The organism is Marinomonas sp. BSi20584 (assembly GCF_002792415.1).
GTDB classification, from domain to species: domain Bacteria; phylum Pseudomonadota; class Gammaproteobacteria; order Pseudomonadales; family Marinomonadaceae; genus Marinomonas; species Marinomonas polaris.
This window is the reverse complement of record NZ_KZ454869.1, coordinates 153,324-173,984: the sequence shown is the minus strand read 5'-3', so window position 1 is coordinate 173,984 and position 20,661 is coordinate 153,324. Positions and strand designations below refer to the sequence as shown.

The 20,661-nt window shown below is 41.7% G+C and carries 17 protein-coding genes and 10 tRNA genes; 25 read left to right on the top strand and 2 right to left on the bottom strand.

The genetic code is table 11. From position 1 onward, the window contains the following. Positions 1-107: 107 nt before the first annotated feature. Positions 108-677, bottom strand: a complete 570-nt coding sequence (locus TY87_RS02495) for a YajG family lipoprotein (protein ID WP_012069971.1) — start codon at positions 675-677, stop codon at positions 108-110. A 131-nt stretch (positions 678-808) separates the two neighbouring features. Between TY87_RS02495 and TY87_RS02490 the strand changes: the two genes are divergently transcribed. From TY87_RS02490 to TY87_RS02415, 16 genes are all read left to right on the top strand, one after another. Beyond that, a tRNA-Glu gene (locus TY87_RS02490) sits at positions 809-884 on the top strand. Positions 885-944: 60 nt separating this feature from the next. Next, positions 945-1,019: transfer RNA gene (locus tag TY87_RS02485), tRNA-Gly, on the top strand. Between the two features lie 60 nt (positions 1,020-1,079). Further along, positions 1,080-1,155, top strand: a tRNA-Glu gene (locus tag TY87_RS02480). 83 nt (positions 1,156-1,238) lie between these two features. Continuing rightward, positions 1,239-1,313, top strand: a tRNA-Gly gene (locus TY87_RS02475). Between the two features lie 60 nt (positions 1,314-1,373). Further along, positions 1,374-1,449 (top strand) — tRNA-Glu (locus TY87_RS02470). Positions 1,450-1,530: 81 nt separating this feature from the next. Beyond that, positions 1,531-1,605: transfer RNA gene (locus TY87_RS02465), tRNA-Gly, on the top strand. 60 nt (positions 1,606-1,665) lie between these two features. Then, positions 1,666-1,741 (top strand) — tRNA-Glu (locus TY87_RS02460). Between the two features lie 66 nt (positions 1,742-1,807). Continuing rightward, a tRNA-Glu gene (locus TY87_RS02455) sits at positions 1,808-1,883 on the top strand. A 53-nt stretch (positions 1,884-1,936) separates the two neighbouring features. After that, positions 1,937-2,011: transfer RNA gene (locus TY87_RS02450), tRNA-Gly, on the top strand. 18 nt (positions 2,012-2,029) lie between these two features. Further along, positions 2,030-2,105, top strand: a tRNA-Glu gene (locus tag TY87_RS02445). A 48-nt stretch (positions 2,106-2,153) separates the two neighbouring features. Continuing rightward, positions 2,154-2,981, top strand: coding sequence for an aminodeoxychorismate lyase (gene pabC / locus TY87_RS02440; protein ID WP_100185867.1), 828 nt, complete (start codon positions 2,154-2,156; stop codon positions 2,979-2,981). After that, positions 2,968-3,999, top strand: a complete 1,032-nt coding sequence (mltG, locus tag TY87_RS02435; protein ID WP_100185866.1) for an endolytic transglycosylase MltG — start codon at positions 2,968-2,970, stop codon at positions 3,997-3,999. The genes pabC and mltG overlap by 14 nt, the downstream gene beginning before the upstream one ends. An 11-nt stretch (positions 4,000-4,010) precedes the next feature. Then, complete coding sequence (gene tmk / locus TY87_RS02430; RefSeq protein ID WP_072839009.1) at positions 4,011-4,649, top strand: dTMP kinase; 639 nt, start codon at positions 4,011-4,013, stop codon at positions 4,647-4,649. Beyond that, positions 4,650-5,588 carry a DNA polymerase III subunit delta' gene (gene holB, locus TY87_RS02425; RefSeq protein WP_100185865.1) on the top strand — a complete coding sequence of 313 codons (939 nt, stop codon included), beginning with the start codon at positions 4,650-4,652 and terminating at the stop codon, positions 5,586-5,588. A 7-nt stretch (positions 5,589-5,595) separates the two neighbouring features. Then, entirely contained in the window at positions 5,596-6,396 is an 801-nt protein-coding gene (locus tag TY87_RS02420) for a TatD family hydrolase (protein ID WP_100185864.1), read from the top strand. Between the two features lie 217 nt (positions 6,397-6,613). Next, a complete protein-coding gene (locus TY87_RS02415; protein WP_100185863.1) occupies positions 6,614-9,097 on the top strand; it encodes a Lon protease family protein in 2,484 nt (827 codons plus the stop codon). Positions 9,098-9,105: 8 nt separating this feature from the next. Here TY87_RS02415 and TY87_RS02410 read toward each other — a convergent pair whose 3' ends face one another. After that, positions 9,106-9,414, bottom strand: a complete 309-nt coding sequence (locus TY87_RS02410) for a hypothetical protein (RefSeq protein WP_072839259.1) — start codon at positions 9,412-9,414, stop codon at positions 9,106-9,108. A 224-nt stretch (positions 9,415-9,638) separates the two neighbouring features. Here TY87_RS02410 and TY87_RS02405 point away from each other — a divergent pair, with 224 nt between their 5' ends. From TY87_RS02405 to TY87_RS02365, 9 genes are all read left to right on the top strand, one after another. Further along, the gene (locus TY87_RS02405) at positions 9,639-10,067 is read left to right on the top strand and encodes a cytochrome b562 (protein WP_100185862.1); all 429 of its coding nucleotides are present in this window, start codon (positions 9,639-9,641) and stop codon (positions 10,065-10,067) included. Positions 10,068-10,128: 61 nt separating this feature from the next. Then, on the top strand, positions 10,129-10,482 hold the full coding sequence (locus TY87_RS02400; protein WP_072839014.1) for a hypothetical protein: 354 nt from the start codon (positions 10,129-10,131) through the stop codon (positions 10,480-10,482). A gap of 139 nt (positions 10,483-10,621) precedes the next feature. Beyond that, on the top strand, positions 10,622-11,683 hold the full coding sequence (locus TY87_RS02395) for an AraC family transcriptional regulator (RefSeq protein WP_100185861.1): 1,062 nt from the start codon (positions 10,622-10,624) through the stop codon (positions 11,681-11,683). A gap of 140 nt (positions 11,684-11,823) precedes the next feature. Then, the gene (locus tag TY87_RS02390; RefSeq protein WP_100185860.1) at positions 11,824-13,593 is read left to right on the top strand and encodes an acyl-CoA dehydrogenase family protein; all 1,770 of its coding nucleotides are present in this window, start codon (positions 11,824-11,826) and stop codon (positions 13,591-13,593) included. A 53-nt stretch (positions 13,594-13,646) separates the two neighbouring features. Beyond that, a complete protein-coding gene (locus TY87_RS02385) occupies positions 13,647-15,296 on the top strand; it encodes an electron transfer flavoprotein-ubiquinone oxidoreductase (RefSeq protein ID WP_100185859.1) in 1,650 nt (549 codons plus the stop codon). A 117-nt stretch (positions 15,297-15,413) separates the two neighbouring features. Further along, on the top strand, positions 15,414-15,863 hold the full coding sequence (locus TY87_RS02380; protein WP_100185858.1) for a YaiI/YqxD family protein: 450 nt from the start codon (positions 15,414-15,416) through the stop codon (positions 15,861-15,863). A gap of 75 nt (positions 15,864-15,938) precedes the next feature. Continuing rightward, on the top strand, positions 15,939-17,228 hold the full coding sequence (locus TY87_RS02375; RefSeq protein ID WP_100185857.1) for an NAD(P)/FAD-dependent oxidoreductase: 1,290 nt from the start codon (positions 15,939-15,941) through the stop codon (positions 17,226-17,228). 162 nt (positions 17,229-17,390) lie between these two features. Beyond that, complete coding sequence (locus TY87_RS02370; protein WP_100185856.1) at positions 17,391-17,801, top strand: MerR family transcriptional regulator; 411 nt, start codon at positions 17,391-17,393, stop codon at positions 17,799-17,801. Positions 17,802-17,834: 33 nt separating this feature from the next. Then, the gene (locus tag TY87_RS02365; protein WP_100185855.1) at positions 17,835-20,444 is read left to right on the top strand and encodes a heavy metal translocating P-type ATPase; all 2,610 of its coding nucleotides are present in this window, start codon (positions 17,835-17,837) and stop codon (positions 20,442-20,444) included. Positions 20,445-20,661 lie beyond the last annotated feature (217 nt).

Sequence of the window (20,661 nt, the reverse complement as noted above, 5' to 3'; positions counted from 1 at the left end):
GGTGTGGATATTCATAGCAATTAAAAGGCCAAACTGATGCGTAATCAGTTTGGCCTTTTGGTTTTATTTATCTTAGCCTGAAATAGTGCTCCGTCATGGAGTGGGTCTTATTTAAGTAGGGCAATAATATTTGGATCACTTAAGAGGCGATTAACTGTTTGGCTGGCAAGTGCGTTCATGTCGTCTTGGATTGCTTGTTGGTAAGGCATAGTGCCGTACTCTCTAACTTTTTGAGATCCATAGTTGGCTTTATAGGTTTGACCTTTGGCTGCTAATGTTGCCTTTAACTCAAACTCTAAAGTGGCGACTGTCTTTAATGTTTCTACTTTAGTTGTATAACTCATCTTAGTAATTTCAATTTGCAGATCTGCAGCTGGCATTAGTCCTTGGTCTGGAGTGAAGCCCATTTTACGCAAGCCACTTAGTACACTGTCCTTAACGCTTTGTTTTACATCATTTGTTGTGAAAATGTCAGCTCGTTCATTAATGCCTGTTTTAATAGAGCCAACGGCATTGGTCAGTTTTGTGCTGGTGGTCACATCTATAACTCTTTCATTAGAGAGGGTTGCAGTTTTAACGTTTTCTTGTGGAGTGATGCTTATATAGTGCGTTGTAGAGCAGCCAGCTAATAAAAGCGTTGAAAGGGATAGTGTTAAAAATAGTTGTTTGTTTAGCATAATAGCTCCGATCAGATTGATTTCTAAAGCGACTTTTTTTCTAAGTAGCTTAAATTAATGAAAAAAACTGTTGATTTTCAGATTGGTAACAGTAATATACGCACCCGCTCACACAGCAAGATTAAAACGTTGTCCCATTCGTCTAGAGGCCTAGGACACCGCCCTTTCACGGCGGTAACAGGGGTTCGAACCCCCTATGGGACGCCATCCTTTCACACGGTTGGCTGTATAGTCTACATAAAATTAGTGCTGGATGAGAAGTTTTTTGCGGGAATAGCTCAGTGGTAGAGCACAACCTTGCCAAGGTTGGGGTCGCGAGTTCGAGCCTCGTTTCCCGCTCCACTTTCTTTAAGTAGAAAGTTTGAAAAGAAGATAGTTATAGCACTATAAAAGCTAAATTGTGTCCCATTCGTCTAGAGGCCTAGGACACCGCCCTTTCACGGCGGTAACAGGGGTTCGAACCCCCTATGGGACGCCACTTTTAAATCAGTCTTGCAATTAGGCAAGTTTGATAAAACAGTCCACTCGTTTATGCGAATAAAGAGTAGGGGTGTTAGAAATGCGGGAATAGCTCAGTGGTAGAGCACAACCTTGCCAAGGTTGGGGTCGCGAGTTCGAGCCTCGTTTCCCGCTCCACTTTCTTTAAGTAGAAAGTTTGAAAAGAAGATAGTTATAGCACTATAAAAGCTAAATTGTGTCCCATTCGTCTAGAGGCCTAGGACACCGCCCTTTCACGGCGGTAACAGGGGTTCGAACCCCCTATGGGACGCCACTTTTAAATTGATCTTGCAAGTTGCAAGATTAATAGACAGCCCACTGGTTTATGCGAATAAAGAGTAGGGGTGTTAGAAATGCGGGAATAGCTCAGTGGTAGAGCACAACCTTGCCAAGGTTGGGGTCGCGAGTTCGAGCCTCGTTTCCCGCTCCACTTTCTTTAAGTAGAAAGTTTGAAAAGAAGATAGTTATAGCACTATAAAAGCTAAATTGTGTCCCATTCGTCTAGAGGCCTAGGACACCGCCCTTTCACGGCGGTAACAGGGGTTCGAACCCCCTATGGGACGCCATTTTTATACTTTTAAAGTAAAAAGTGTCGTTGAAAAAGTAAAATTGTTAGTGTGATAAAAGTTTATGTCCCATTCGTCTAGAGGCCTAGGACACCGCCCTTTCACGGCGGTAACAGGGGTTCGAACCCCCTATGGGACGCCACTTTTACCTTTTTTAAAGGTAAAGTATTGCTAAGTAGTATATAGCAATGTAATGCGGGAATAGCTCAGTGGTAGAGCACAACCTTGCCAAGGTTGGGGTCGCGAGTTCGAGCCTCGTTTCCCGCTCCAATTATAGTTTTTTTGTATGTCCCATTCGTCTAGAGGCCTAGGACACCGCCCTTTCACGGCGGTAACAGGGGTTCGAACCCCCTATGGGACGCCATCCTTTTTTTGCGCTATCATAGCTAACCTTCATTTTGAGTTTTTAGCCATGACTTGGTTCGTCAATTACAGATTAGACAAATCGGTTTCCGTTGTTGATCGTGGCTTGGCTTACGGTGATGGTGTGTTTGAAACTATTCGTGTTTTTCCTCAGTGTTTCTTAAAAATCAACGATCATCTTTCTCGCCTTTATCGTGGGCTTTCTAAGCTTGCTATGCCTTTTTCTTTAGAGCAAAAAACTTCTCTGTATAATTTTTTGTATTCCGATGTCTTGCCATTGATCCATGAAGAATCTGTTGTAAAAATTATGATCAGTCGAGGAGAGGGCGGAAGAGGCTATTTAGCACCTGAGAACTGTATTCATTCCATCATTATCGGTATCCTACCTGCACCTGATTACCAAGTTCATCGAGAAAAAGGTGTTTCACTTTCCATTTCGCCAGTTCCTGTCAGTTCCAATCGCTTTCTTGCTGGAATGAAGCATTTAAACAGGCTTGAAAATGTGATTGCTAAGCAATATTTATCGTCACCTGATTTTGAAGCAATTATGATGAATGGCAATCGAGAGCTGGTTGAGTGTATTCAGAGTAATCTTTTTTGGTGTAAGCAAGGTGTGCTTTATACCCCTTCACTTGAGCAATCAGGTGTGCAAGGTACCTATAGAAAAGCCATTATTGAACGTCAATATGATTATACAGTCCAAATTGGTCGATTTATGCTTTGCGATTTGATGGCTGCGGATGAAGTGTTTATTACCAATAGTCTCATGGGTATAGTGCCTGTCATTGGTGTTACAGGAGTATCTTTTCCAATTGGAGTTCATACTCGGAAATTACAAATTCTAATGCAAGCTAAGGATATGCATGGCGTTCATTAAGTGGTTTTACCGCGTTGTTTTTTTATCTGTTACTTTGTCGGCTATATTGGCAGGCTATCTTTATCATTCTATTACTGCTCCTGTGGAAATAACGTCGAAAGAAGAATTTGAAGTTAAAGCGGGAGATACGGCTTATAGTTTAGGTAATGAGCTAAGTGAAAAAGGGTTGATTGCTAATCCATACTTAACTCGTGTGGTTGCTAAATTGCATTCAGAGTGGGTGCCTAAGGTTGGCAAGTATGCAATCAAACCTGAGATGAATTTATTGGATATAATGGCACTGTTTGATTCAGGGCAATCTATTTTTTACTCTATTACTTTGCTGGAAGGCAAGACAACTCGGGATTTTCTACTGGCAATGCAAGCTCGTGGAAATATCACTATGACCTTGCTAGATGCATCGAATGAAGAAATAGTGAAGAAAGTGGGGCTCGACGTTTCACATCCTGAAGGCCAATTTTTTGCCAATACTTATCGCTATCATGAAGGCGATACTGACGTTAGTATATTAAAGCATGCTCATGAATTGATGACTCAAACGTTGAACGATTTGTGGGAGAAAAAAACAGAGAACTTACCCTATAAATCACCTTATGAAGCGTTAATTATGGCGTCTATTATCGAGAAAGAAACCGGCGTACCTTATGAACGACCATTAATTTCTCAAGTGTTTATTAGTCGTTTAGAAAAAGGCATGCGACTACAAACTGATCCTACCGTTATTTATGGTCTTGGTGATCTATTCAAGGGCAATTTGACGCGCAAAGGTCTCCAAGACTCATCTCCATATAATACTTACAGAATTTATGGGTTACCGCCAACACCAATAGCTAATGTTGGTCGCGAGGCTATTGAAGCTGCATTAAACCCAGAACAAACAAAGGCCTTGTATTTTGTTGCCAAGGGAGATGGTACGCATGCTTTTTCAAATACTCTGCAAGAGCATAACCAAGCGGTAAGAAAGTATCAGTTTAAACGACGAGAAGACTATCGTTCGACTCCAGTGATTGCGAAATAGAGGAAGGTTGTATGAGAGGTAAATTTATTTCGCTTGAGGGTGGAGAAGGTAGTGGCAAAACAACGGCGATTCATTTTATTCGCCAGTGGTTAGATGACCATAAAATTCCTTACATAATGACTCGTGAGCCGGGCGGTACACCACTTGCTGAAGAGATCCGCCAGCTTGTTTTGACTCCACGAGACGAATCGGTGAACGATGTCACTGAGTTATTGCTAGTTTTTGCCGCGAGAGCGCAACATTTAGCGGAAAAAATCCAACCCGCTTTAGATAAAGGTACTTGGGTGATCAGTGATCGTTTTTTAGACTCAAGCTACGTTTACCAGGGTAAAGCTCGCGGTGGCGATATCGCTATGCTTGATCAATTGGCAAATTGGGTGGTTGGCGATAATAAGCCCGATGCAACTCTAGTATTAGATGTTCCTGTTGAATTAGGGCAAGAGCGTGTGGTTCAGCGTCAGCATCAAGACCGCTTAGATAAAGAATCATTTGCGTTCCACCAAAAAGTTCGTGATGGCTTTCTTGAGCGTGCTGAAGCGGATCCTAAAAGAGTAAAAATCGTCGATGCAAGCCAGTCTTTAGAATCAGTTAAAAGTCAGATTGAAGAGCAACTGGCAAAGCTAAATGAAGCTTGGGCTGGTGACTGTTAGATGACGAATATTGCTGATTGGTTGATTCCATGTTTGCGTCAAGTTCAGGTGCTGAAACAAACTAATAGTCTTTCTCATGCTTTATTGATTACTGGTGCTGATGGCGTTGGGCAAGAAGAACTTGCCCATGAAATGGTAAAAGATTTAATGTGCGAAAAAAATCAGGCTGCAGCTTGTGGTACTTGTCACTCATGTCAGCTGATGAGCGCTGATACGCATCCTGATTTTCGCGTTTTAGATGGCGAAGCCTCTACGATTAAAGTTGACCAAGTCCGTCTATTAGTGCGTCAAATTAGCCAAAAGCCCCAAGTGGGACAAAATAAAGTCGTATTAATTACCCACGCCCAAGCGATGAATATTAATGCGGCCAACGCAGTGTTAAAAGCACTTGAAGAACCTGCCGATAGAACCTTTTTTGTTCTCACTAGTTCACAATCAAGCAGCCTTATGCCAACGATTAGAAGTCGTTGTTTATTGGTTAATGTGCCTACTCCAAGTATGAATGAAGTGAAATCCTGGCTGATGCAACAACCAGATGGCAAAGCTTTGGGGGCGTTATTTTGGTTAACTACTCAGCCATTTCGGTTACTGGCGATTCAGCAGCAAGGTAAAACTCAGTTATATGCGGGTTTGCCAGATCAATTGACGAGCATGCTGCGAGGAACAGTGTCAGTTAGTGCTGTATTAAAAGGTCTGGACAGTAATAATATTGAAGATTACTGCAACGGCTTAGCGGCAATTCTCCATCAATGCATTTGTCACTCGACTGGTGCGCCTATTGATGAAGCACTGCAAACGATTTACGACACGCTTATTGCTCGTTTAGGCATTCAAACTCTAATGTTGCGTTATCAATCTCTACAAAAATTGAAGTCAGACCTTCAAAAGACAAATTTAAACCCCATTATGCAACTCACACACGAATTGAATCATTGGTAAACCAACTATGTTAATTGATACCCATTGCCATCTTGATATGCTCGATCTGGCTCCACATAACAATGATATAAATTCAGTCATTGATGCCGCGTATCGAAAGGGCGTTAGGCAGTTGCTCACTATCTCCGTCGACCTTAATAAAATGGATACCGTGTTAGGATTTACTAAGCGCAACGGCGTCTATGCTAGTTGTGGTGTTCATCCTTTGCAAAGTGAAGGTCTTGTTACTGATGAAAGCCTACTACGTCAGTATGCCGCTGACCCAAAAGTTATCGCAATAGGCGAAACTGGTTTAGATTATTTTTATGAAGCATCAGCAGAGGCTCATGAAGCTCAGAAGGAGAGTTTTATCCATCACCTTCAAGCGGCTGGTAGTCTGGGCTTACCCGTGATTGTTCATACTCGAAATGCCAAAGAAGATACTTTGTCTTTGATTAAGCAATATGGCAATCGGGATAGCGCTGGTGTGCTGCACTGTTTTACTGAAGATTATGATATGGCAAAAGCGGCATTAGATGAAAACTACTTAATTTCTATTTCTGGGATTGTGACCTTTAAAACGGCACAAGACCTGAAAGAAACCGTGCGCAAGTTGCCTTTAGAATCTTTAATTGTTGAAACGGATTCACCTTATTTAGCTCCAGTACCATATCGAGGCAAAAAAAATGAGCCTCAATATGTTTCTGAAGTTGCTCAATATGTGGCAGATTTGAAAGGTATTCGTTACGAGGCCTTACTAGAAGCGACCGCGGCTAATTTTCATCGAGTTTTTGCGAAAGCAAATCCGCAGCATCAACTTCAGCTCTAGATTGTTTCCCAAGGTTCAGTGCAATTGAGTAACAAAAAGTTGGACAACTGGTGTTTTTTGCTAATAAAACAATGATATTTCCGCTTCCATATAGTCGAAGTGAAATCACAGTGTTAGTCTCAACATATTGTATTTATTTAAAATATTTGAAAGAAGAGCCTTCTTCTTTCGCAAGCCTATTTTCTGAATGGCTTGTTAGACATAAGGAAATCCATTGATGTCCAACATGGTTACTTCTCTACCGTATCAAGCTCTTTCAGCTAAAGTTCCTGCGGATCACCTGACTTTCAAAACATTAAACGATATTGAGCCACTTAGCGGTATTTTAGGTCAAGAGCGTGCTGTTGAAGCCATTCAATTCGGTGTGGCGATGCAACGTCCTGGCTACAATATTTTTGCTATGGGCGATTCTGGCACTGGTCGTTCTTCTTATGTATTAAGCTACTTAAAAAGTGAAGCAAAACGCCGTCCAGCACCTAATGAATGGGCTTATATTAATAACTTTACCGAAAGTCATCGTCCAAAAGCACTGGAGTTTTCTCCGGGTCAAGCTTCAGAATTTGAAAAAGAAATTCGAGCATTAATTGATGGCCTAATGGTTACCTTTCCAGCGGCTTTTGAAAACCCTACGTATCAGCAACAGAAAAGTGTAATTGATCGTGCTTTTAACGATCAATATGAAGCCGCGATCAATAAAGTAGAGCGTGTCTCCGGCAAAATTGGCGTCGCCATGTTTCGTGACGCATCTTCTGTGAGCTTTGCGCCTATGAAGGATGGCAAAGCATTAGAAGAGAATGAGTTTGCCGCATTAACCGATGACGAGCGTGATGCATTTCAAGAAGGTGTTTCGACACTTGAAGGATTGCTTAATGAAGAGTTATTGGGTTTGCCGCAATGGAAGCGCGCAACTTATGAGCAAATTCGCCAGTTAAATTTAGACACTGTCAAAGAAGCGCTAGATCCATTAATGTCAGGTTTGTTTGAGAAATACAAAGACGATGCTGATATTACAGCGCATCTTAATGCGTTGAGAGACGATTTAGATAAAACCATAATAGATCAAATGGCTGACGATAAAGCTTCTGAGAACCGCGATGAAATAGGTCGTCGTCAATTTTATGAAGAACTGTATTTGCCGAATATCGCTATTACACACGAAACTAATGGTGGGCAGCCTGTAGTGTACGAGCCGCATCCAACCTACCGAAATTTATTTGGTCAGGTGGAGCACAGTAGCGATCAGGGTATGTTGGTGACAAGTTATCGTTTGATTCGTTCTGGTAGTTTGCATGCAGCAAATGGTGGTTACTTGATCTTAGATGCTGAAAAACTGCTAACAGACCATTATTTGTGGGAAGCACTTAAGCGCGCACTAAAAAGCAAAACTATCAAAATTGAGCATCCTTATGCTGATATGGGCTTGATGAATACCACGACGCTTTCACCACAGGATTTGCCTTTACAGGTGAAAGTTGTATTGATCGGTGCGCGTGATATTTATTACTTGTTGCAAGATGCGGATCCAGATTTTCAAGAAATGTTCCGAGTTTTAGTCGATTTTGACGATACTCTTAAACGCTCTAAAGATTCAGAGTTGTCTTTTGCTCGCCTGATGAAGGATCGAGTAGATAAAGAAGAGTATGCCAACGTGACGCGTGATGGCGTTGCTGCTTTGATCGAATACAGCAGCCGTCTAGCAGAACATCAACGTGAAATGGCTGCAAAAATCGGTGATGTATTTGAATTATTAGGTGAGGCCGATTTTGTTCGTCAGATGGCGAAAGACAGCGAAATCACAGCGGACCATATTGCTCGTGCTTTAAAAGCGAAAAAACATCGCACAGGTCGAGTCAGTGAGAAAATCATTGAAGAGATCATTGAAGGTACAGTGTTACTAGAAAGTGATGGTTATGCGGTTGGTAAAATCAACGGTTTAACAGTCATGCAGATTGGTGATAGTAGCTTTGGTGCGCCTGCTCGTATTTCCACAACGGTTTATCCGGGTGGTAAAGGCATTATTGATATCGAACGAGAGTCAAATCTAGGTCAAAACATTCACTCTAAAGGTGTCTTGATCTTATCTGGTTATCTCGGTAATAAATATGCTCAGCGTTTTCCATTAGATATTTCCGCTTCTATCGCGATGGAGCAGAGCTACGGTTATATTGATGGTGACAGTGCTTCTACGGCAGAATTGTGTTGTTTGCTATCAGCGTTGATTCAAGTGCCTCTACGTCAGGATCTTGCCATTACTGGTTCGTTAAACCAGTACGGTGAGATTCAGGCCATTGGTGGCGTGAATGAAAAAATTGAAGGCTTCTTTAACGTCTGTAATGCCCGTGGTTTAACTGGTACACAAGGCGTTATTATTCCTAAGTCTAATGCTGTGAATTTGATGTTAAGCGATGAGATTGTTGAGGCTGTGCAAGCGGGAATGTTCCATGTTTATGCGATTTCTACAGCTGATGAAGCGTTGCATTTATTGACTGGTATTGAGCCCGGTGTTGCGGATGAAGAGGGTGAATACCCAGAAGGCACGGTATCTGCTCGAGTAATCGAACGACTAGAAGAAATATCTAAGCTTGGTGAAGAAGAGGAAGACGAAGAAGACGATTCTGAAGAAGAATCTGATGACTCGTCAAAAGCAGATAAAGATAAAAAGTCTGATAAAGCGAAAAAACCAGAAAAAACTAAAAAATAAATGACAAGCTAGTGCTTGCCATTGGTTCTTTTGATGATTTCAGTTTTGCATTGAGAGTTCACTAAAGAAAAAACCGTGTAATAGAGGTCGTCTGCTTTGACATAAATATAGCTGGCGACCTCTTTTCTTTTACTTGGAAGATGTCTTTTTAAAACCAAAGCATTTTTAAACGTTTTTCCACTCATGTACTTTTGAGCGTCTTTATCTGCAGCAAGCTTTGCGTCAAAGTCGCTGCACTCCGCGAAAGTAAAACTGCTTATTGCCAAACTGAGCAGAACAAGCAATTTGTATCTAAACTTAAAAATATTGAACTCCATTACCATTCAAATGACTAATATATCTGACAAGCTAGTAAAGTTTGTAAGATACACGTCAAACACACCTAGTGTCATTAGTGAATATATATTAACAAGGTTAAAGTAGTTATAACGATTACAATATAGTAGGTGTTTTTTTCAGCGAGCATGTTATTTTAAACACATTGTTTTACGCGATTAACAAAGCCTCGAGCTTAAGTATTTTGGGATTAAAAGGTGTATTTATGAAAAAAGGTCTTCTTACTGCCGCGATTATTTCTATTTCCTGTTCATCTACTGTATTTGCTGCTTCATGTGATGACACTAAGTTGCATGGTTACATGGAAAATATCAAAGATGAAATGCGCTCTATGTCGTCTGATGTTAAGTCAGGGGACAATGAATCTGCAGCAAAACGAGCAAATACACTGATTACTTATTTTGAAAAAGCACGTAGTGAAACACCTTATAAATTCACTGCAGAAAACTTGCAAGGCAATGAATTAAAAGATCAAAAAGCAGAATTCACTAAAGTAGTTGATGACACTATCGTGGTTCTAAAAGATCTAGAAACTGCACTAAAGTCAGGAAACTCTTCAGAAGTGAAAAAATTACTTGGAGCAATGGGCAACCAAAGAAAAACTGGCCACAGTTCTTTTAAAGCAAATTGCTAGTTCTGCTGGATGACCTAGCATGAATTCACTGCTACAATGCGCGCGATAAAGAGAGGATATTATGGCTCGTGTTAAAAAATCGCGCAGTATGCGTGGCAAACTTGGAAAAACTGGTTCAAAAGAGATGATGAAAGAGCAAAACAAAGCTCGTAAATCTTCACCAACTCGCCGTTTTGTGACAAAGAAATCCAAGGAACGCAAAGAACAAGCGCACAAGAAACTTGAACGATTAGGATTGCTTCCAGAAAAAGAAGCTGGGGCTGCACCTGTGCGTCCTCGTCGTTTTGTTTTCGTGAAACCTGTTGATGAAAAAGCAGAGCAAGCGGAAGCTATGGAAAACGTTAACAACATCGATACGGATAGTGAAGATCTGTCATTAGACGAATTGTTGTCTGCCTTTACTGAGCAAAAATAAACGAGCAAAAGTAAAAGCAGAAAGACAAGCAAATAAATGTAAAATAAAAAAGGCTGCAGATGCAGCCTTTTTTTATGTTAAAAAAGCGCCATACAATAAAAATTTTGACTTAAATCATTTGTTAAATAAGGTGATAACTGTGAAAGCTTCTGTTCCGATGTCGAGTGTTCGCTATCTTTTAAAAGCGGTTGAGGGTCAAGGTTTGGACCGTCAGTCGGTGTTAGACAGTTTAGAACTAACACAAGATGAAATAGAGCAGAGCGACTCATTCCCCGCTTATCGTTACGGAATGCTTTACCAAAAAATCATGTGGCTCATGCAAGATGAGTCGTTTGGTATGCTAAGTGGTGGTAAGGTTCCAAACGGTACTTTCAGAATGATGTGCCTTTGTATCATACATGCACGAAGTCTTGCTCATGCCTTGTATCGTTGTAGTGATTTTTATGAGATTTGCCGAGGTCCAACGGTTAAACCGGTGTTGATTAAAAAAGGTCGATTCGCCATGGTGACCTTTGCACCTTTGGATTCTTCAGTAGAAAATATCAGCGAGCTAGTCGAACCAGAATCAAAAGAGCAGTTAAGAACAACCCTTTCCATGTGGCATCATTTCATTTGTTGGTTAATTGGGCGTCGATTAAACTTGAAGGCGGCTTACTTCACCAGTGAGCGCCCGGACGATGTTGAATATTACAAGACACTTTTCCAATCAGAAGTTAGATTTAACCAACACGCTAACGCTTTAGTATTTCCTGCCAGTTACCTTGATATGCCCATTGTTCAAACCGAAGACAGTTTGAGAGGCTTTTTAAAAACCGCACCTTATCAATTATTGGTAATGGTAGAAAACGACAACAGCTTAAAATCACAAGTCATGGCCATGCTAGGGAAGGATTTTTCACGAGAAATGCCGAGTGCCGATGAAGTAGCGAGTGCTCTTAATATGAGTGTATCGACACTACGCAGGCGTCTAAATGACGAAAAAACCTCCTACCAAAACATCAAGGATGACTGCCGTAAAGAAGCGGCAATTACCTATATGAACGCTCCTCAGTTAAGCATCAATGATATCGCCGCGTTAATGGGATTTGATGAACCGAGTGCTTTTTTCCGTTCTTTTAAAAAATGGACGGGGATGACGCCAGGCGAATATCGAAAAAGTGAGGAATACTTAAAGTTTGGTAAAGCAATAAAACGCCCATAAATTATGCCTTTAATGCTTTTTATTTTATGCCGTGAATGTATTTGTCAGAAATATAGGCCTGAATTGTTATTGAGAGATTTGCTATATTTTTCCATTCTATAAGTATAAATCCGCTCGGATAACTAACCGGAGAATAAAAAATGAGCGAATACCTATATCCAATCAATGACATTCTATTTAGCTTACGTTCTGTTGCTAAAACAGATCGCCTTACACCTTATTTAGAAGATGCTGTCGATTATGATCTATTAGAAGCGATTCTTGGAGAGGCAGGTAAATTAGCCGAGCAAGTTATCGCGCCTATCAACGCCAGTGGTGACAAAGAAGGCTCGCGGGTAGAAAATGGTGAGGTGATCGAAGCAAAAGGCTTTAAAGAAGCCTTCAAGGCGTATTCAGAAGGAGGTTGGATCGGTTTATCCGGCGACCCAGAATACGGTGGCCAAGGCCTTCCTTCTTATGTAGCAACTGCCGTTAACGAAGGTGTTCAAGCAGCCAACCTAGCTTTTTCTTTGTGCCCTTTGTTGAGTCTAGGAGCAATTGAGGCGATTAGCTTACATGCTAGCGCTGAATTAAAGAATTTATACCTTCCTAAAATGTTGGCTGGCGAATGGGCCGGCACAATGAATCTGACTGAGCCTGCTGCCGGCTCAGATCTTGCAGCTATAGCCTGTAAAGCCACACCTGATGGCGACGTATTTCGTATCAAAGGGCAAAAAATATTCATCACTTGGGGTGATCATCAGATGAGTGACAACATCATTCATTTGGTATTAGCGCGTCTACCAAATGCTCCTGATGGTGTGAAAGGCATTTCTTTGTTCATCGTCCCAAAATTCCTTCTAGACGGTGAAGGTGAGCTTGCTCAACGTAATGATGTTCAAGTGGTTTCCGTTGAACATAAAATGGGCATTCATGCTTCACCAACGTGTGTGATGAGCTTTGGCGATAAAGAAGGCGCTGTTGGCTACCTTGTTGGTCAAGAAAACGAAGGCATAAAAGCCATGTTCACCATGATGAACAATGCAAGACAAGGTGTTGGCTTGCAAGGTTTGGCTATATCGGAGCGAGCATATCAACAGGCATTAGCCTATGCGCAAGAACGTAAGCAGGGTATGAACGCTGAGAGAACTGGCCGAGCTGCCATTATCGAGCATCCTGATGTGCTTCGTATGTTAATGACGATGAAGTCACAAATCGATGCGATGCGTTCTCTTATCTATGTTGCTGCTGTTGAAAATGACATGTCTCATCTTGCTTTAGGGGACGATAAAAAACACGCTATTGCTCGAACTGCGCTATATACTCCTATAGTTAAAGGTTGGATTACTGAGCAAGCTCAAGAAATTACTTCCTTAGCGGTTCAAGTACATGGAGGCATGGGCTTCATTGAAGAAACAGGCGTTGCTCAACATGCGCGTGATGCACGAATCCTACCAATTTATGAAGGCACTAATGGTATACAAGCAATTGATTTGATTGGCCGTAAATTGCATTCAGACAAAGGTGCCGCCATGATGTCGTTGCTAGCAGACATTGAAGCTGAAGTAGCCGAATGGCAAACATCCTCTGTTAGTACTTATGCAAATAAAGTGAAGGCTGTACTAGATCAAGCTAAAACGGCAACCGAGACTTGTTTAACTGCTATGCAAAAGAATCCTGTTTTAGGTACAGGCTTAGCGTATTCTTATATGATGTTAATGGGATATTTGGTTGGTGCTTGGTTACAAGTAAGAGCCTTACACGCTGCGCAGAATGATGAAAAGCTCGATGAATCACAAAAAAGCTCTTGGGAGCATTCGGTCGCATTTTATTGTGATCATGTTTTGCCGAGAGCTTTAGGGCATACTTATTCAATAATGTTTGGATCTGCAACTGTTGACAATCTAAACAAAAATGTTTTCAATCGATGAAAAGCATTTCATGACTATAGAGAATGCCCTAAAAAAATAAAATGGGAGGCAACATGTCAGATAGAGAAGTAATGGAATTTGATGTTTTAATCGTCGGTGGTGGACCTGCTGGGTTATCTGCTGCTTGCCGTATTATGCAAAAAGCGCAGGCTGAAGAAAAAGAAATTAGCGTTTGCTTGGTTGAAAAAGGTTCTGAAATAGGCGCGCACATACTATCTGGTGCCGTTGTCGATCCAGCGGCATTAACAGAGCTTTTTCCTGAATGGCAAGAAATGGGCGCGCCTCTTAACACCAAGGTAAATGTCGACGAACTGCATTGGTTAGGTTCGGAAACAACGTCTAAAAAGTTTAGCAATTGGATGGTACCGAAAACCCTCCACAACGATGGCAATTATATCATTAGCCTTGGCAACCTATGTCGCTGGCTTGCAGAGCAAGCTGAATCTTTAGGTGTAGAAGTCTTTCCAGGTTTTTCTGCAGCGCATATTGCTTACGATGATAAAGGCAATGTGGAAGGTGTTATTACGGGAGATATGGGTTTAGCTGCTGATGGCTCTGAAAAAGATGGCTTCATGCCAGGAATGTTGTTGAAAGCGAAATACACCATCTTTTCTGAGGGTTGTCGCGGGCATCTGGGCAAAGAGCTTCTTACTCGTTTTGAATTGGATAAAGACAAGGCTCCTCAACATTATGGTCTTGGTATAAAAGAGCTGTGGGATGTTCCTGAATCTCAAAGTAAACCGGGCACCGTTATTCATACTGCTGGTTGGCCGTTAGGTAATGAAGCCGGTGGCGGGGGGTTTTTATATCATTTAGAAAATAATCAAGTGGTGGTTGGGCTGATTGTCGACTTAAACTATAAAAACCCATATTTGAGCCCTTATGAAGAATTCCAAAAATATAAGCACCATCCAATCATAGCTGAGCATTTAAAGGGCGCAAAACGTGTTTCTTATGGCGCTAGGGCTATTGCCAAAGGTGGTTGGGCGTCGTTGCCTAAAATGAGTTTCCCTGGCGGGTTGGTAATTGGCTGTGATGCCGGTACGTTAAATCCTGCTAAGATCAAAGGAACTCATACAGCAATGAAGAGCGGCATGTTAGCTGCAGAAAGTATTTATGATGCGCTGCAATCAGAAGCTCCAACAGTTGACTTGGTTCAATTTAATGATGCTATGCGTAATTCGTGGTTAGGGAAAGAATTACAACAAGCACGTAACTTTGTTCCAGTGATGCATAAACTTGGTACTTTCTGGGGCGGTGCTTATAACTGGTTAGATCAGAATGTTTTCTCTGGCGGTTTGCCATTCACTTTCAATGATATGACACCAGACTATGCGTGCATGGAGTTAGCGGAGAAACACGTTGCACCGGAATATAAAAAGCCAGATGGTTTATTGAGCTTTGACAAACTATCTTCCGTATTTTTGTCGAATACTAACCATGAAGAGAATCAACCGTGCCATCTAAAATTAAAAGATGCGGCGATTCCGATTCAAAGTAATCTACCGAAATACAATGAGCCCGCTCAACGGTATTGTCCGGCTGGAGTTTATGAAGTCGTTGAGTCCAATAGTGAGTCCATTTTTCAGATAAACTCGCAAAATTGTATTCACTGCAAAACCTGCGACATCAAAGACCCTGCACAAAATATCACATGGGTAACGCCAGAAGGTTCTGGTGGGCCAAACTACCCAAATATGTAGCACCACAAAGTGTTAGAACAAACGGATCACTTATATGTGCTCCGTTTGTTCTTATTCACTACTGGATTTCACTTTTCGACTGATCAATAATGGTGCCCTACAAAAAAGGGGAATCTTATGCGCTTGTGGGTCGATGCTGACGCCTGTCCAAATGTTATTAAAACCATTCTTTTTCGTGCTGCTGAACGTCTTGAAATTTCCTGTATTTTAGTGGCCAATCAAGCCATATCTATTCCACCATCAAAATGGATCGAACGCCGCGTGGTGAGTTCGGGCTTTGATGTTGCTGATAATTACATTGTCGATAATATCGACACTCAAGACTTGGTGATTACTGCGGATATCCCTTTGGCATCTGATGTGATCGAAAAAGGCGCCTTAGCAATTAACCCACGTGGAGAACTTTATACAAAAGAAAATATTAAACAGCGTCTGGGTATGCGAGACTTCATGGAACAGATGCGCTCTTCGGGTATTCAAACGGGAGGTCCTGCTGTATTCAACCAGCAAGATAGAATGGCTTTTGCAAACACATTAGATAAGTTATTAGCCCAAAGGATCAAATAAATGCTTTTGTTGAGGAATCTGGAAAATGTTTGATGAATATTTTCCAGATTATTCAATGTTTATAGGGGATTTTGTATGAAAAAAATCGTGGTTGTTGGCGGTGGTGCCGGTGGTTTGGAGCTGGTTACCAAGTTAGGACATCGATTTGGTAAAAAGCACCAAGCAGAGATTGTACTTATTGATAAAAGTCAGACTCACATTTGGAAACCTCTGTTGCACGAAGTAGCAACAGGGTCACTGGACATTAATAACGACGGTGTCAATTACCGAGCCCATGCTGCAAAACACTATTACCAGTTTCAATTAGGAACGCTAATGGGAGTCGACCCAGAAGCGCGTACATTGATACTAGACTCTCTTTCTGACGATATGGGTCACATTGTATTACCTGAACGCACTATTTCTTATGACATTCTTGTTATGGCTGTGGGCAGTGTGAGTAACGATTTCGGAACTCCTGGTGTACGAGAGCATTGTTATTTTCTAGATTCCCATAAACAAGCTGAGCGTTTCCAACAAGCGCTTTTGAACCAGTTCTTACGTGTTCATCAAGAGGGTGCTGATGCAAAATTGAAGCTAGCCATTGTAGGGGGGGGCGCAACTGGGGTTGAATTATCTGCTGAACTGTTTCATGTTGCAGATATGCTAAAAGCTTATGGCATGCCTGAAATGTCTGGCAAACGAGTTAATATTCAACTTATTGAAGCAGGCCCCAGAATACTTGCAGCCTTACCAGATCGAATTGCCTCTTTAGCAACAAAAGAGCTTATTCACTTAGGCGTCACGATAAGTCAAAGCACTCGAGTTGTCAGAGCTTATGATGGCGGATTTCAAACAGCGGACGAGAAAAATATTGAAGCAGATCTCATGATTTGGGCTGCTGGTGTGAAAGCACCAGACTTCGTAGCCAAGATTGAAGGCTTTGAAACTACGAGAAACAACCAAATATTGGTTAAAGGGACATTGCAGACAACAGGGTTTGAGAACATTTATGTGATCGGTGACTGCTGTGCATGCAAACAAGCTGATGGTTCTTTTGTTCCGCCTAGAGCGCAATCTGCTCACCAAATGGCTTCGTTAGTGTTTGATAACATCAAAGCGTCTTTTTTGAGCGAACCATTAAAAGAATACACTTACAAAGATTATGGGTCCTTAGTTAACCTGAGCCGTTATAGCACAGTGGGTAATCTAATGGGGAACCTGATGGGCGGCTCCATGTTTATAGAAGGACGTATTGCTCGTTTCGTTTATGTTTCCCTATACAGACTTCACCTCATTGCGATACATGGCTGGTTCAAAGCCACAGTGATCATGGCAGCACAAAAGATTGGTAAGGTCGTCAAGCCAAAGCTTAAGCTACATTAATTCCTGGCCTACACAAGTTACTTAGAAAGCCGAGTCATTACGAACTCGGTTTTTTTTTGCTTCAAATTTCTTATTCAGTCGTTATTGTAGTAAAGCTTGACCTATGTGCTACATACAGGTTTTACACTATGGTTATAGTTCAGATATTTCAAAGGAGTTTCTATGCGAGTAAGTGAGCTAGCCAAAAAAACCAATGTAACTGCTGAAACTGTCCGCCATTACACAAGGCTTGGGCTGATCCGTGCTGAGCGAGATCCAAACAATGGTTATCAGTTATACGACAAGGTGGCATTGCAGCGATTAAATTTCATTCGCCAAGCCAGTGATTTAGGATTCAGCTTAAAGCAAATCGAAGAGATTTTTCATCAATCCGATAGTGGTGATTCACCTTGTCCTATGGTTCGTGATTTATTGGAAAAAAAAGTCCCAGAAACCAAACTAAAAATAGCTCAACTGCAAGCGCATTTAGTCAAAATGGAAGACGCGTTAGCAGCTTGGAAAAGTATGCCAAATGGTGCTCCTGATGGTCATTCAATTTGTTGTTTGATTGAAGACTGGGAAGAGGTCAAGTAGGGCTATCAATAGCGATATAAGAGGAGGGTAGAAATGACGCATCCAGAATCAAAATCAGCCGATCAAAATACAGTATTAACATTAAATGTTACCGGTATGTCTTGCCAAGGCTGTGTGTCGAAAGTTCGCAAACTCATTCAGGAAAAAAGCTCAGAAGCGGTTATCGAAGGTATGCCGAAAGAGCATAAACTAGTGGTCACGTCTGATTTAGAATTAGCCGCAATTGAAGCTAGTGTCCAGGAAGCTGGATATCAATCATTAGGCTTATTTAATAACAATGAGCATGATCAATCAAAAAATAAGCAAGAATCCGCTGAGGAAAAAAATCCAGTAGATAAAGAACAGAACAATCTAGATAAAGTAGACAGTTCATTCAGCTATCAATTTTCTATTGGTGGAATGACCTGTGCCGGCTGCGTTAATACGGTAAAAAAGGCTTTGGCGAATTCTGCCGATGTTATTTCTGCAGACGTTAACTTCGCCAATCATACCGCACAAGTTGTCACCAAAGGTTCTTCTGAAGCATTAATCGAAGCGGTTGAGAATTCAGGTTATCAAGCAAGCCTTATCCTAGATGCAGAAAAAAGTGAAGAAGAGCGCGGCAAAAGAGAGTTGGCGGAATATCGTCATAAATGTAAATCGTCAGCGCTGGGTTTAGGTTTAGGGATTCCTTTGATGCTGTATGGCCTGTTTGGCGGAAACATGATGGTGAGCTCGCTCACTGATAGAGTCATTTGGTTTGTAGTCGGTGTTGCCACGCTGTTAATTATGGTGACTGCGGGTAAGCATTATTTCCGTGGTGCCTGGAAAGCCTTTACGAGCCATCAGGCTAATATGGATTTATTAATCGCCTTGGGTACTGGTAGTGCTTGGTTGTATTCAATGCTAGTTGTGCTTGCACCTATGACTTGGTTGCCTGATAACGCCCGCCACTTATACTTTGAAGCAGCAGTGATGATCATTGGTTTAATCAACCTTGGCCAAGCATTAGAGCTGAGAGCTCGTCGTAAAACAAGCCAAGCCTTGCATCGACTTTTGGATTTGCGACCTAAAATGGCAACGCGAGTGGATGGCGACACGGAATCTCGCGTTAGTGTGGCAGATATCAAGGTGAATGACATTTTGCGAGTTCGCTCTGGTGACAAAATTGCTGTTGATGGAGAGGTCTTAGAAGGTCTTTCCACGGTAAATGAATCTATGCTCACAGGCGAACCTGCACCAATAGAAAAAAGCGTAGGAAGCTTGTTATCTGCTGGCACGATAAACGGCCAAGGTAGTTTGTTGTTCAAAGCAACTCGTATTGGTTCCGATACCTTACTCGCGCAGATTATAACCATGGTCGGTAAGGCACAGAACTCAAAGCCACCGATTAGTGTGCTAGCCGACAAAGTGTCTTCTATTTTTGTACCAAGCGTAGTCATTATCGCTATTTTGACGGCACTTGTGTGGTTTAACCTTTCTATATTTGGTGTGGACAATGAATCCGTCTTCTCATATATGTTGGTAACGACCATCTCGGTACTGATAATTGCTTGTCCGTGTGCTTTGGGGCTAGCAACACCTATTTCTACCATGATAGGGATTGGTAAAGCGGCAGAATATGGTGGCCTTATTCGAAACGGTGAAGCCTTACAAAGAGCGAGTGAATTGACTGTGGTCGTGCTGGATAAGACTGGCACGATTACAGAAGGTAAACCGAAAGTCGTTAATGAAATATTAAGTGAGCAAGCTCATAAAGGTTTGGTGGCACAAGTCGTTTCAGCTCTAGAGGCGCGAGCCAATCATCCTTTGGCGGATGCTTTATTGGAGCATTGTCAGAAGGATGCAGCAGAAAAAGAAAGTGTTGCTCTCGATGAGTTTGAGTCACTGGTTGGTTTAGGTGTGAGAGGAAGTATTGAAGGGAAGGCTTATTATCTTGGTAACGAGCGCCTGATGAAAGAAAAGGGCATCTCTATAGATTTGCTCGCTTCTGATGATCTGCATAATGCAGCAACCCGCGTCTATCTCTCGGATGAAGTTGCGTTAATGGCTGTTTTTTATATTGAAGATCCCATTAAGAAAGGCGTCAAATCGGCTATTTCGAACTTCAAGGAACAAGGCCTAAAAGTTGTCATGCTGACTGGCGATAATCCAGAAACGGCCGCTTCAGTTGCAAATATGGTTGGCATTGACGATTATCATGCGCAATTGATGCCAGACGATAAACTGAACTGGGTTAAGAAGCTTCAGGCACAAGGTGAAGTGGTTGGAATGATTGGTGATGGCATTAACGATGCGCCAGCTCTAGCTCAGTCCGATGTAGGCTTTGCGATGGGAGCCGGAACTGACGTTGCCATGGAGAGCGCTGATATTACTTTGATACATAATGACTTAAACGGCGTTGCAGATGTTATTCAAATAAGCAGTGCTACGTTAAGGAATATTAAGCAGAACTTATGGGGCGCATTTGCCTATAACAGTTTAGGTATTCCTATCGCTGCGGGGATTCTATTTCCGTTTACAGGGTGGTTATTGAGCCCAGTTATTGCTGGTGCCGCAATGGCCCTATCGTCTGTAACAGTTGTGACTAATGCTAATCGACTTAGATTTTTCCGTATTTCCCGTTCAAATCTTAATAGTATAGATACTGAGGAGGGTAAATGAGCGTACTCATTAATATGTTAGGTGTGTTGCTAATCATGTTTGTTGTCTATTGGTTTTGGTGGCCAACCCACCAGAAACAGACTAAAAAGCACAGTAAGAATAAGTAAAGACATCTTTCAATAAGCAATAACTCGGCAAGTGTTGTAAAATATTTGCGTTGATCAATAAGCCAAGGGCGCAAGCTCTTGGCTTATTTTATTTTCAGTCTTAAATAGTC